At 32.1% G+C, this 13065-nt stretch carries 12 protein-coding genes; 6 read left to right on the plus strand and 6 right to left on the minus strand.

Annotated features, from left to right (window positions below):
• The 4 genes from ABWO04_RS06795 to ABWO04_RS06810 all read right to left on the minus strand — a co-directional run.
• Nucleotides 1-719 (minus strand): biotin/lipoyl-containing protein (locus ABWO04_RS06795; protein WP_353078512.1); only part of this gene is annotated, 719 nt, incomplete at its 3' end.
• 54 nt (nucleotides 720-773) lie between these two features.
• A complete protein-coding gene (locus ABWO04_RS06800; protein WP_353078514.1) occupies nucleotides 774-1127 on the minus strand; it encodes a HepT-like ribonuclease domain-containing protein in 354 nt (117 codons plus the stop codon).
• Complete coding sequence (locus ABWO04_RS06805) at nucleotides 1114-1416, minus strand: nucleotidyltransferase family protein (protein WP_353078516.1); 303 nt, start codon at nucleotides 1414-1416, stop codon at nucleotides 1114-1116. The genes ABWO04_RS06800 and ABWO04_RS06805 overlap by 14 nt, the downstream gene beginning before the upstream one ends.
• Nucleotides 1417-1435: 19 nt before the next feature.
• Nucleotides 1436-4204: a 2-oxoglutarate dehydrogenase E1 component gene (locus ABWO04_RS06810; RefSeq protein WP_353078518.1), complete on the minus strand. Its 2769-nt coding sequence runs from the start codon at nucleotides 4202-4204 to the stop codon at nucleotides 1436-1438.
• Nucleotides 4205-4329: 125 nt separating this feature from the next.
• Between ABWO04_RS06810 and ABWO04_RS06815 the strand changes: the two genes are divergently transcribed.
• Both ABWO04_RS06815 and ABWO04_RS06820 read left to right on the plus strand, forming a co-directional pair.
• Complete coding sequence (locus tag ABWO04_RS06815; RefSeq protein ID WP_353078520.1) at nucleotides 4330-4884, plus strand: hypothetical protein; 555 nt, start codon at nucleotides 4330-4332, stop codon at nucleotides 4882-4884.
• Between the two features lie 59 nt (nucleotides 4885-4943).
• On the plus strand, nucleotides 4944-6269 hold the full coding sequence (locus tag ABWO04_RS06820) for an alkaline phosphatase D family protein (protein WP_353078522.1): 1326 nt from the start codon (nucleotides 4944-4946) through the stop codon (nucleotides 6267-6269).
• 1 nt (nucleotide 6270) lies between these two features.
• Here the strand turns inward: ABWO04_RS06820 and ABWO04_RS06825 are convergent, their stop codons facing one another.
• Nucleotides 6271-6621 (minus strand): hypothetical protein, encoded by a 351-nt coding sequence (locus ABWO04_RS06825; protein WP_353078524.1) that lies wholly within the window; start codon nucleotides 6619-6621, stop codon nucleotides 6271-6273.
• Nucleotides 6622-6700: 79 nt separating this feature from the next.
• Nucleotides 6701-7675, minus strand: coding sequence for a polyprenyl synthetase family protein (locus ABWO04_RS06830; protein ID WP_353078526.1), 975 nt, complete (start codon nucleotides 7673-7675; stop codon nucleotides 6701-6703).
• Between the two features lie 172 nt (nucleotides 7676-7847).
• On the opposite strand from ABWO04_RS06830, the gene ABWO04_RS06835 reads away from it, so the two are divergent.
• The 4 genes from ABWO04_RS06835 to ABWO04_RS06850 all read left to right on the plus strand — a co-directional run.
• Nucleotides 7848-8444 (plus strand): TetR/AcrR family transcriptional regulator, encoded by a 597-nt coding sequence (locus tag ABWO04_RS06835; protein WP_353078528.1) that lies wholly within the window; start codon nucleotides 7848-7850, stop codon nucleotides 8442-8444.
• Nucleotides 8445-8454: 10 nt separating this feature from the next.
• The gene (locus ABWO04_RS06840) at nucleotides 8455-9792 is read left to right on the plus strand and encodes a TolC family protein (protein ID WP_353078530.1); all 1338 of its coding nucleotides are present in this window, start codon (nucleotides 8455-8457) and stop codon (nucleotides 9790-9792) included.
• An 18-nt stretch (nucleotides 9793-9810) separates the two neighbouring features.
• Nucleotides 9811-10938, plus strand: a complete 1128-nt coding sequence (locus ABWO04_RS06845; protein WP_353078531.1) for an efflux RND transporter periplasmic adaptor subunit — start codon at nucleotides 9811-9813, stop codon at nucleotides 10936-10938.
• A 135-nt stretch (nucleotides 10939-11073) separates the two neighbouring features.
• A partial coding sequence (locus tag ABWO04_RS06850; RefSeq protein WP_353078533.1) for an efflux RND transporter permease subunit occupies nucleotides 11074-13065 on the plus strand: 1992 nt, incomplete at its 3' end.

Below are 13065 nucleotides of genomic sequence, written 5' to 3' on the forward strand. Positions count from 1 at the left end.
ACCGCTTTAGTAAAGAACGACATATAACCTAATCCAAGACCATTGTGTTTTGCCTTAAATTCGTCTTTATATTGGTTTCTGATGGTATTAATTGGCGTCATATTTACTTCGTTAAAAGTAGTTAACATTGCCGTTTCGTTTTTGGCTGCAACCAAACGTTCTGCTACTTTTCTTCGTAACATAGAAAGTTTTACTCTTTCCGTTCCACGAGAACCTCCAGTTGGTGTTCCCATTGATGGAATAGCATTTGCAGCATCTTCAGTAGTAATTCTTCCACCTTTTCCTGTTCCAACGATGTCAGAAGGGCTGATGTTTTTTTCGTCTAATATTTTTTTAGCTGCTGGAGATGGTGCTCCTGTAGCATATGTTGGCCCCCCAGCCCCCAAAGGGGGAGTTGAATCAGCAACTGGAGTTGCTATTATTTCTTCTTTTTTAATTTCTATATTTTGAGCGTCTGCTCCCCCTTTGGGGGTTGGGGGGCTAGCAGCAGTATCAATATGGCAAACTACTTGCCCTACAGCTACAGCGTCACCTTCTTCCGCTTTAAGCGTAATAATTCCGCTTGCTTCTGCAGGTAATTCTAACGTAGCTTTGTCTGAATCTACTTCAGCAATAGCTTGATCTTTTTCAACGTAATCTCCGTCTTTTACTAACCAAGTTGCAATTTCAACTTCGGTGATAGATTCTCCCGGTGATGGGACTTTCATTTCTAAAATCATATTCTTTTTTAGTTTAAAAGTTTAAAAGGTTTAAGGTTTAAAAGCTTAAAACAGTTATTCTATTTTGTTGTGTTCTTTTAATATTAATTCGATTTGATTTGATAATTCTGGAATTTCTTGTTCCATAATGTTCCATATTGTTTCAAAATCTACTCCAAAATAATGATGAATTATTTTATCTCTTAATTTTGCCATATAACTCCAAGGCACATTGTTGTATTTTACTCTAAATTCTAAACTCAGATTTTTTGTAGCTTCTCCAATAATTTCAAATGCTCTTGTGATTGCCCTTTGATAAACTTCGTTTTCATAAAAATTTGCTTCAGACAATTTACTTTTGCATTCAATAATAAATTGAATTTCTTTATGTATATGCTGAATAAATTCTATTTCATCAGATTTCGACATAGTTGACTTCTTTTAATATGTGTGGACCAATAAATGGACTCAACCCGTTTTTAGTTACTATATCAATTTTATTGTTTATAAACATATTCTCAAGCCAATCACAAAAATCTATATAATTTATAAGTGTTTTTCTTTCTTTGTAAAAATCTACTAAAAAATCAATATCACTTGTTTCCGTTTGCTCATTTCTTACATACGAACCAAACAAACCAATTTCAGTAACACCGAAACTTTTAATAGTTTCTTTGTTATCCTGAATGGTCTGAATTATTTCTTGTTTGGTTATCATATAACAAATTTACAACTTTTTATTGAAATAACTTTTTATCAAAAACCATAGCAATTGCGTTCGCTTGACGTTTTTTCGAACGTTCGTAACTTCCTGCTGCTGGCGCACTATATGCTTTTGGCGAGGCTAAACGTAATTTTACTAAATCGAAATTCATTAATAAATAACCGTAAGCACCCATATTTTTTGGTTCTTCTTGTGCCCAAACATAATCATCTACATTTGGATACGAATCGATAATCGCTTTAATTTGATCTGTTGCTAATGGGAATAATTGTTCAAAACGAATTACTGCTACATCATTTCTTCCTAATTCTTCACGTTTAGCAATAATATCGTAATATACTTTTCCTGTACAGAACACTAAAGATTTAATTGCTTTTTTATCTGATACATTCGGGTCGTCAAGTATTTCTTGAAATTGTCCGTTTGCTAATTCATCTGCGCTTGAAACCGCTTGTGGATGACGCAATAAACTTTTCGGTGAAAATACAATTAACGGTTTACGGAATTTTGTTTTCATTTGTCTTCTCATCAAGTGGAAGAAATTGGCTGGAGTCGTTACGTCTGCAATGTACATATTGTGTTTTGCACACATTTGTAAATAACGTTCCATACGAGCAGAAGAGTGTTCCGCACCCTGATTTTCATAACCGTGTGGCAATAAGAAAACCAATCCGTTTTGATTGTTCCACTTGTCTTCCCCTGCAGAAATGTATTGGTCAATCATAATTTGCGCTCCGTTAGAGAAATCTCCAAATTGTGCTTCCCAAATGGTTAAGGTATTTGGAGACGCTAATGCATAACCATATTCAAAACCAACTACACCATATTCTGAAAGGTGCGAATTGTATATATAAAAGTTTCCTTTTTTGTTTTTTATGTCGTTTAATAAAACCACTTCTTCTTCGGATTCTTCCACTTTAATTACTGCGTGACGATGCGAAAACGTTCCGCGTTCCACATCTTGTCCAGAAATACGAACATCGTATCCTTCAGTAATTAAAGAACCATAGGCCAATAATTCTCCCATTGCCCAATCTAATTGGTCTTTTTCGAAGAACATGGCTTTTCTGTCGCCAACTAATTTTGTGATTTTGCTAATGAATTTTTTGTCTGAAGGCAATTCTGTAATAGTAGATGCAATAGCTGTTAACTGCTTTTTATCAAATTTCGTATCAAATTTTGATAGCATCACATCATCTGAAACTTGTTCAAATCCATTCCATTCATTTTGCATAAATGGTGTAATTACAGTTAAACTTTTCTTACGAGATTCTTCTAAATTTTCATCTAATTTAGCTTTGTATGTTTCTTCTAACGTTTTAACATACGTGCCATCAATTACACCTTCTGCTTTTAGTTTTTCAGCATAAATATCACGAGGATTTTTATGTTTAGCGATGGCTTTGTATAATTTTGGTTGGGTAAAACGAGGTTCGTCACCTTCGTTATGACCGTATTTTCTATATCCTAATAAATCGATAAATACATCGCTTCCAAATTCCATTCTGTAATCTAAAGCAAATAACATCGCGTGAACAACTGCTTCTGCATCATCTGCATTAACGTGTAATACCGGCGATAAGGTTACTTTTGCAATATCTGTACAATATGTTGAAGAACGGGCATCTAAATAATTCGTAGTAAAACCAACTTGGTTATTTATTACTAAATGGATGGTTCCGCCTGTTTTATATCCGTCTAATTTTGCCATTTGTATAATTTCATACACAATACCTTGTCCGGCTACGGCAGCATCACCATGAACGGCAATAGGTAAAACTTTTGAAAAATCATCGGCAAAATAGCGGTCTTGTTTGGCTCTTGTGATTCCTTCAATTACAGCACCAACGGTTTCTAAATGCGAAGGATTTGGTGCTAAATTTAAGTTTATTTTTTTTCCTGAATCCGTAACTCGGTCAGATGTTAATCCTAAGTGGTATTTTACATCACCATCAAAATACATATCGTCATCGTAGTCTTTTCCGTCAAATTCTGAGAAAATATTTTGTGTGTTTTTCCCAAAAATATTTGCTAAAACATTTAAACGACCACGGTGTGCCATTCCCATTACAAATTGTTCTACTCCTTTTTCTGCAGCCGCTTCAATAAGTGCATCAAGTGCCGGAATTGCAGCTTCACAACCTTCTAAAGAAAATCGTTTCTGACCTACGTATTTTGTATGTAAGAAGGTTTCAAACGAAACGGCTTCGTTTAATTTTCTTAATATATTTTTCTTAACATCACCTGAAAAATTCGGCTGATTGTCGTTAATATCCAATCTGTTTTTTATCCAATCCTGTACTTTAGGTTCTCTAATGTACATAAATTCCACACCAATAGATGAACAATACACACTTTCTAAATGCTTAATAATATCCGCCAAAGTGCTCGGCTTCATATTAACTATTTTGGCAGCATCAAAAACGGTTGTTAAATCCGCTTGAGACAATCCGAAGTTTTCAATAGCTAAAGTTGGTGAAAACACCCTTCTTTCTCTAACTGGATTTGTTTTAGTGAATAAATGACCTCGTGTTCGGTAACCATCAATTAGTTTTAAAACATTAAATTCTTTTTGAAGTTGTTCAGAATTCCCACCGGAAACAGCTCCGTTTGCAGTATGTGCAATTTGCTCACCTGGATTTGAAAATTCATTAGCAAAATCGAAACCTTGGAAAAAACTTCTCCAACTTGGTTCTACACTGTCTGGATTTTGTAAATATTGGTCGTATAAATCTGCAAAAAATGCAGTATGTGCTGCGTTTAAAAAGGAAAACCTATCCATAATTCTGTCTAAATGACGATTTGGTTAAAAAATTTTATGCAAAAGTATAAACTTTTATGCTAAATATTCAAAGAAATTAATACTTTTATCTTCAAATTAACAAATAAGTAATAAATATAATGAAAATGAAGAGAAAGTTATTAAATACATTTTTTTATACCCTTATTTTTTTTAATTCTGCATACTTGTTTTCTCAGCAAGACAGCATTCCTAAAACAAAATCTGTTTTTTGGCAAAATGTCCAATTTGGTGGTGGTTTAGGTTTGGCTTTTGGCAATGGCTTTTCGAATTTTTCTTTATCACCAACGGGCTATTATCATATAAATAAAACAGTAAGCGTTGGTGTAGGAATTTCAGGAAGTTATGTTGCTCAAGAATCAAATCCATCAAATTATAATGCTACAGGTTATAAATCAACTATTTTTGGAGGAAGTGTAATTGGATTGTTTCACCCAATACAAGATGTTCAGCTTTCTGCAGAAATAGAACAATTAGCAATAAACAGAAAATTTGATGCAGTGAATAGCAGCAAAGACTCATTTTGGAATACAGCGGTTTTTGTTGGTGCTGGATATCGTCAACAAAACGTAACTTTTGGGGTTAGATTTAATTTACTACACGCAAATCAAAATAATATTTATGGGCAATCTTGGCTTCCATTTGTTAGAGTAATGTTTTAAAAGTAATTATATCTTAACATAAATTCCATTTGAAATTCTTAATTTTACAAAAAAAAATTATGCGATTTATTCTTGCTTTTTTATTGTATTCCGTAACACTTATTTCACAAAATAATTTACAATCTGGACCTATGGTCGGTTATTGCGAAATGAAAGAAGCCCTAATTTGGCTACAAACGGAAAAGCCCGCTACGGTTTACATTTCCTATTATGCTGTAGATAATGTTACAGATGTTTTTAAAAGCGAAAAGTTTACTACTTCAAAAGATAATGCATTTACTTGCCATATTGTTTTAGATAAGTTACAGCCAGGTAAAAAATACAATTATGAGGTATATATAGATAATAAGAAAGTTGCTTTTCCTTACGAAACCACTTTTTCTTCTAAAAAATTATGGCAATTTCGTGAAAAAGCACCCGATTTTACTATGGCTTTAGGAAGTTGTGCCTACATAAGTGAAGAAGCGTTAGACAGACCAGGAAAACCTTACGGTTCTAATTATTCCATTTTTGAAAGTATTGCTAAAAAGAATCCAGATATTATGATTTGGGGTGGTGATAATATTTATTTGCGTGAAGCAGATTACGACAGCAAAACAGGTATTCATCATCGCTACACGTATTCAAGAAAAATTAAAGAAATGCAAGCGCTTTTAGCAAAAACTCAAAATTTTGCCATTTGGGACGATCACGATTTTGGACCAAACGATGGCGATAGAGGTTTTTATTACAAATATGAAACGCAACAAGCGTTTAAAGATTTTTGGGCAAATAAATCGTACGGAATGAATCCCAATCAAAACGAAGGTATTTATTCTTGTTTTAATTGGGGCGATGCAGAAGTATTTTTATTAGATAACCGTTTTTTTAAATCGCCAAATGACAGATTAACAGGCGACAAAGTACTTTTAGGGAAAACACAAATAGAATGGTTAATTGATGCATTAGTATCATCAAAAGCCAGTTTTAAAATTATCGTAATTGGCGGACAAGTGCTAAGTAATGCAGCTGTTTTTGAAAATTACGAAAATTATAAAACAGAGAAAGAGGCATTGTTAAACGAAATTACTGCCAATAAAATTAAAGGCGTAACTTTTATTTCTGGTGACAGACATTTTACTGAATTGTCTATGTTAAAACGACCTGAAGCTTATGCTTTATATGATTGGACGGTTTCGCCACTAACTTCTGGTTACGGAGATATTAACAAAATTGCCAAAGAAGATAATAAAAACAGAGTGGAAGGCAGTTTATTTGCGCAACACGTTTTTGGAACATTATCATTTTCTGGCGAAAAAGACACCCGTCAAATGAAATTAACATTATTTGACAAAGAAGGAAATGAATTGTGGAATAAAGTAATTTTAAAGAAAGAGCTGGAATAAATTAATATTTATTTCTAAACCATACTTTTTGCCATTCGCGTTTTAAAATTAAAAACGTAACGTCTTCGGATAATTTAAAAACATCTGAACCGTCCAATTTTTTTATTTGATCTTCGGAAACATCAATAATATATAGTAAATTTAAGTATTCTGCGAATTTGTAATTGATTAATTTTATAATTTTCTCCTGTATCAAAAGCTTTAATTCAAATGGGAAAATATCCAAAGGAATATCAATATTTTCATTTGCTAAAGCAAAATCTTTATTCGTTTGCTCAATTAATTTGAAATATAAATCTTGCTCTTCAGCTTCTTCAATTAATGAATCGATGGATGTTGGCGGTAAATACATAAAATTCCAAATTTTTTAAAATCCAAATCCCAAAATTTCTCAAACCAAATTTGGAATTTGAGATTTTTATTTTGGAATTTTATACCTTTCTATTCATTAATTTTTCTCCAAATAATCTTAAAACCATTTTTTTATCTTCGGAAATTTTCATTTTTTCTAATGTTTCAAAGGCTATTTCTGTATAATTAGCAATTGCGTCTTGAGTGGCTTTGCTTGCGCCAGAAGTATTAAAAATTGTTTTTACGGAATCAATTTTATCCGAATTATCATTGGGTTGTATAGAAAATAAATGCAATAATTGTTGTTTGTTTTCTTCAGACGAAAACGCCATTGCTTTTAAGTACAAATATGTTTTTTTGTTTTCGATAATGTCGCCACCCACCTGTTTTCCAAAGGTTTGTGGGTTTCCAAAAGCATCTAAATAATCGTCTTGTAATTGAAAAGCAATACCTAAATTTAATCCAAAATTATAAATTAAATCCGCATTTTCTTCTGAAGTTTCTGCAACAATAGCGCCCATTTTCATAGCTGCTCCTAATAAAACGGCTGTTTTAAATTCAATCATTTTTAAATATTCAGGAATCGTAACATCGTCGCGCGTTTCAAAATCTACATCGTATTGTTGTCCTTCACACACTTCTAAAGCGGTTTTGCTGAATAATTTCGCTAGTTTTTGAAATATATTTGGTTCGTACACTTCAAAAAATTGATAGGCCAAAATTAGCATAGCATCACCAGATAAAATTCCAGTATTAATGTTCCATTTTTCATGAACGGTTTCATTCCCTCGTCTCAAAGGTGCGTCGTCCATTATATCATCGTGAACTAATGAAAAATTATGAAATACTTCAACGGCTTTGGCTGCAGAAATTGCTTTATTATAATCGCCATCAAAAATATCAGTTGCCATTAATGTTAACACAGGACGAATTCTTTTTCCGCCAAGCGATAAAATATAATCTATGGGTTCATATAAGTTTTTCGGTTGTTTATGAATGTGAATATTTGAAAACTCTTCCGAAATAACATTTTGATATTCTGATAATGAAAGCATATTAGTAATTTTTTGGCTAATTTAAGCTAATAATTGCATACTTGCGCCACTATTTTAATGTTAAATTTATGTGAAGATTACGGAAACTATTTTAGTTTTAAAAGTTTCCATTGTACTTTTGTAACCGAAATTAATTAGACACTCTAATTAATATCAAGAAATTACATTAAAAATGAAGGAAAAAATTATCAATAGAGCGAAAGAAATGTTTTTGAAATTAGGTTTCAAAAGCATCACTATGGATGATATTGCCTGCGATATGTGTATTTCAAAAAAAACAATTTATAAATATTTTTCAAATAAAGAATTGTTAATTGAGGAAAGCACACAATTGGTTCACAAGGAAGTTAGAGAAACTATTGACACAATTGTTGCTAAAAACTTTAACGCTATCGAAGAAAATTTTCAGATTCGAAGAATGTTTAAAGAAATGTTTAAATATAGCGAAACCTCTCCAGTGTATCAATTAAAAAGGCATTATCCAGAAGTGTATCAAAAAGTAGTAGGTTATCAAATTGAAATATGTGAAGGCTGTTTTCGAGATAATATTTTAAAAGGAATTTCCGAAGGGTTGTACCGAGAAAATATTGATGTAGAAAATTATGTAAAATTTTATTATACCTTAATATTTAGCATTAGCGAAAATACTGCCTTGGAGAGAGATGCTAACAACTTAGAACACATTGCATTAGAATATCATATTCGTGCTATGGCAACGGTAGCCGGAATTATTGAGTTAGAAAAACAATTACAGATTATAAATAATTAAATTTAAAACAATGAAGATTAAAATAACAGTATTTCTGTTTCTTTTGAGTACCATTCAAGTTTTTTCGCAAACAGAAACTGCAAGCTTTACGCTGAAACAAGCGATTGAACAAGCCCAAAAGAACAATTACAGCGTAATAAACGCTAACAGAGATTTAGAACTTGCCAAGCAAAAAAAATGGGAAACCACTACAATGGGATTGCCACAGTTAAACGGTTCTGTAAATTACCAAAACACATTTGAATTTACCAAGCAAGGGGCTGCAGCAAATGCTTTTAATCCAATGGCAAATCCGAATGACATTATGTTATTGGCTTTTGGTACGAAACACGTAGCAATCGGAAATCTTACATTAAGTCAACTTATTTTTGATGGTTCGTATTTAGTAGGTTTACAATCGGCAAAAACGTATTTAAAAATTTCGGAAAACGCTAAAGAAAAAACAAATCAAGAAATTAAAGAAATTGTCATTAATTCATATGGTAATGTACTTTTAGCAGATGAAAGTATCTTAATTATCAATAAAAACAAGACCGTTTTAGAAAAAATTCTATCAGATACAAAGGAAATTTATAAAAACGGATTAATTGAAGAAGAAACGATTGAACAACTTCAAATTACCTTAAATTCGGTTAATAACGCCTTAGAAAATGTAACCAAACAAAGAGTTATTGCCTTAAATATGGTGAAATTATTGCTTGGAATTAATTTAGAGGAACCAATTATTTTAACAGAAAAATTAAATGATTTAACTCAAAATAATATTGATTTACAACTTTTAATTTCTGAATTTAATGTAACCGAAAATATCGATTATAAAATTGGTAAAAACGTAGAAGAAAGCAAACAACTTTTAGTAAAATTAGAAAAAAGTAAAGGTTTGCCATCGTTAGGAGCGCAAGTTAATTTTGGATACAATGCCTTTTCAAATGATTTTTCATTTATGAATGCAACTCAAAAATGGAGTAATTTTTCAAATGTTGGCGTGGGATTAAATGTGCCAATTTTTAGTAGTGGTGGAAGAAATTCTCGTGTTCAACAAGCCAAAATTGATTTAGAAAAATCAAGAACCCAACTTACAGAAACGGAACAAAAATTAAAATTACAATATCAAAAAGCCAAAAGCGATTACGAATATAGTATTAATCAATACAATAACGCTCAGGCCAATTTAAAATTAGCAGAGCGTATCGAAGCCAAACAGCAAATAAAATTCAAAGAAGGTTTGTCGTCAAGTTTTGATTTTGCTGAAGCTCAAAAACAATTATATTCTGCCCAACAAGAAGCATTACAAGCCATGTTGGAAATCATAAATAAAAAAGCAACTTTAGAAAAATTAGTAAATTAAAAATAAATGAACTTAGATATGAAAAAAGTAGTACTTATTGCCGCCAGTTTATTACTTATAGCTTGTGGAGAAAAATCAACGGATGATTTAATTAAAGATAAAAACATCACCGAATTAAAAAACAGAAAAGCAACCATTCAAGCAGAATTAGAAAAAATTGATGCTGCGTTACTTAATGGTAATAAAACACCAGAATCTGAAGCATTAGTTTCGGTAGTAACAATTAAAGACACTGTTTTTAATCACTATTTAGAAGTGCAAGGAAATGTAAATACGAAAGAAAACATCTTAGTACAACCAGAATTTAGTGGAACTTTAACCACTTTAAATGTAAAAGCTGGGCAACGTGTTGCAAAAGGTCAAATTCTTGGTAAAGTGGATGATGCAGGAATGAGTCAGCAATTAGCTAGTATTGAAAATCAATATGCGTTAGCAAAAACCACTTTTGAACGTCAAAAAAATCTTTGGGACAAAAAAATTGGTTCTGAAATTCAGTTTTTACAAGCGCAAGCTCAAATGATTTCTGCACAAAAATCAGTAGCACAAATGAGAGCTCAAGTAGCAAAAACCGTAATTCGTGCACCATTTTCTGGAACTATTGATGAGGTTTTCGTGGAACGCGGACAAGTAGTGGCTCCAAGTCCACAAGGATTAATGCGTATTGTAAATTTATCTAATATGTATGTTTCTACCACCGTTCCAGAAACGTATATTGGTAAATTGAAACCAGGAACCGAAGTTGATGTATTTTTAACATCATTAGGAAAAACCTATAAAGGTAAAGTACGTCAAGTTGCAAATTTTATCAATCCAAGCAATAGAAGTTTTGGTATAGAAGTAAGCGTACCAAATCCAGATAATTTATTACGTCCAAATCAGGTTGCTAAACTAAAAATTATTGATTACACCATTAACAATGCCATTGTAGTACCAACAAACGTAGTGCAAGAAGATGGAGAACACAACAAATTTGTTTTTATTGCAACTAATGTAAATGGTAAATCAGGTGTAGCCAAAAAAGTACTTGTAAAAGTAGGTAAATCTTCAAACAATGTTACTGAAATTTTAAGCGGCTTAGCTGCAAATGATGTAATTGTTACCGAAGGTGTAAATAACATCGCTGAAGGAATGAAGCTTAATTTTTAAAGCCCCCTAACCCCCGAAGGGGGAATTAGCAGCTTTGAAAAAAAGTTTAAGTCATAAAATCATTTTATTGAGTATTAATATAAATTCCTATTGACCCCTAGTAGGAGTTCCCCCATTGGGGGTTAGGGGGCTTATATGAGTCACAAAAACAAAGAATTCGGAATATCGAGTTGGGCTGTAGACAATCGAGTTACAGTATATATCTTAACATTGCTTATTGTTATTACAGGTGTTATTGCCTATGTAACGATGCCTCGTGAAGATTTCCCAGAAATTATCGAAAATAAAGTATACATTTCTTCTGTTTTCCCAGGAAATTCAGCTGAAGATGTAGAGAAATTAATTATTAAACCACTTGAAAAAGAAGTTAAAAATATTTCGGGAGTAGAGAAAATTACATCAAATTCGTTTCAAGATTACGGAATGATTATTGTTGAGTTTGCAGATAATGTTACCATTGAAGATGCAAAAACTAAAATTAAAGACAAAGTAGATGTTATCAAAGCAGATACCGATTGGCCTAACTTAGACAACGGAAGCAAAGTAGAACCAAGTGTTTTCGAATTAAATATTTCGGAAGAAGTCCCTATTTTGAACATCAATTTAAAAGGAAACTACACCACACAACAACTAAAAAAATACGGAGAATTACTTCAAGATGATATTGAAGAAATTAAAGAAGTAAAAAAAGTTGATATTTTAGGGGTTGATGATAAAGAAGTAGAAATTGCGGTTGATATTTTCAAAATGACGGCAGCTCAGGTTTCTTTTGACGAAATTCAAAATGCGGTGAAGTATGAAAATATGACGCTTTCGGGAGGAAATTTAATTTCGCAAGGTTCACGAAATAACATCCGAATTGTAGGTGAAATTAAAGATCCTAAAGAATTAGAAAATATTATTGTAAAATCTTTTGGAGGAACAGTTTACCTAAAAGACATTGCCGTTGTTTCTTTTAAAGAAAAAGAAAAAACAACCTATGCTCGTGAAAAAGGGCAAGAAGTGGTGATGCTAAACGTAAAAAAGCGTTCGAATCAAAATATGATTTCTGCGATTGAGCAAGTAAAAGAAAAATTAGAAAAAGCAAAAGAATCGTATTTGCCTTCTAATTTAACTATCGAACTTTCTAACGACCAATCTTCTCGTGTAGAGCATCAAGTAGACGAATTATCAAATCACATTATTTTCGGAATTGTATTGGTAATGATTGTCTTAATGTTTACGATGGGATTACGAAATTCATTGTTTGTTGGAGCAGCTATTCCGCTTTCGATGTTAATGGCGTTTACTATTTTATCAGCTTTCGGATTGACTTTAAATACGATGGTACTTTTCGGATTGGTAATGGGATTAGGAATGCTTGTGGATGACGGAATTGTGGTTGTCGATAATGTATTTGCAAATATGCAAAAAGGAATGGATAGAGTCACGGCTTCAAAAATTGGAATTGGCGAAATCGCTTGGCCAGTAATTTCTTCTACAGCTACCACTTTGATGGCATTTTTACCATTTGCTTTATGGCCTGGAACGATGGGAAAATTTATGAAATATTTTCCAATAACCTTAACGGTTACGCTTACGGCTTCGTTATTTGTAGCGATGGTAGTAAATGCAGCTATGACAGGTGGTTCAATGGATACTGAAGATAGAAATGTTTCGAATAAATCAGCCAAGTTATATACGATTATCTTTAGTGTGGTTGGAATTGTGTTTGTGTTTTTAGGTCACTTAACCGATTCTACGTTTGCAAAAGCGATTGGGCATTTAGCTATTATTTCCTTAGGATTAATGTGGTTGTATAAAATAAAATTATACCAATGGACGCAAGATTTTCAGTACAACTTTTTCCCAAAAATGGAAAACAAGTACAAAAATTTCTTAGCTAAAATTTTAACTGGAAAAAGAGCTTGGTTGGCATTAGCAACGATTATTGGAATGTTATTTTTCTCATTTATTTTATTAGGAATTTTCCCAAGAAAAGTATTGTTTTTCCCTGATAATATTCCAAATCAAGTAATTACATATATCGAATATCCGCAAGGAACCGATATTGCAAAAACCAATAAGGCGACTTTGTTTGTTGAAAAACAAGTAATTGAAATCTTAAATAAATATGTAGATCCAAAG

Origin of the sequence: Flavobacterium sp., assembly GCF_040382755.1 — a bacterium.
In the GTDB taxonomy this organism is placed as follows: Bacteria; Bacteroidota; Bacteroidia; order Flavobacteriales; family Flavobacteriaceae; genus Flavobacterium.

Coding starts and splice junctions, on each gene's coding strand:
- ABWO04_RS06800 (WP_353078514.1), bottom strand. CDS start 1,127: ATGTCGAAATCTGATGAAATAGAATTTATTCAGCATATACATAAAGAA.
- ABWO04_RS06805 (WP_353078516.1), bottom strand. CDS start 1,416: ATGATAACCAAACAAGAAATAATTCAGACCATTCAGGATAACAAAGAA.
- ABWO04_RS06810 (WP_353078518.1), bottom strand. CDS start 4,204: ATGGATAGGTTTTCCTTTTTAAACGCAGCACATACTGCATTTTTTGCA.
- ABWO04_RS06815 (WP_353078520.1), top strand. CDS start 4,330: ATGAAGAGAAAGTTATTAAATACATTTTTTTATACCCTTATTTTTTTT.
- ABWO04_RS06820 (WP_353078522.1), top strand. CDS start 4,944: ATGCGATTTATTCTTGCTTTTTTATTGTATTCCGTAACACTTATTTCA.
- ABWO04_RS06825 (WP_353078524.1), bottom strand. CDS start 6,621: ATGTATTTACCGCCAACATCCATCGATTCATTAATTGAAGAAGCTGAA.
- ABWO04_RS06830 (WP_353078526.1), bottom strand. CDS start 7,675: ATGCTTTCATTATCAGAATATCAAAATGTTATTTCGGAAGAGTTTTCA.
- ABWO04_RS06835 (WP_353078528.1), top strand. CDS start 7,848: ATGAAGGAAAAAATTATCAATAGAGCGAAAGAAATGTTTTTGAAATTA.
- ABWO04_RS06840 (WP_353078530.1), top strand. CDS start 8,455: ATGAAGATTAAAATAACAGTATTTCTGTTTCTTTTGAGTACCATTCAA.
- ABWO04_RS06845 (WP_353078531.1), top strand. CDS start 9,811: ATGAAAAAAGTAGTACTTATTGCCGCCAGTTTATTACTTATAGCTTGT.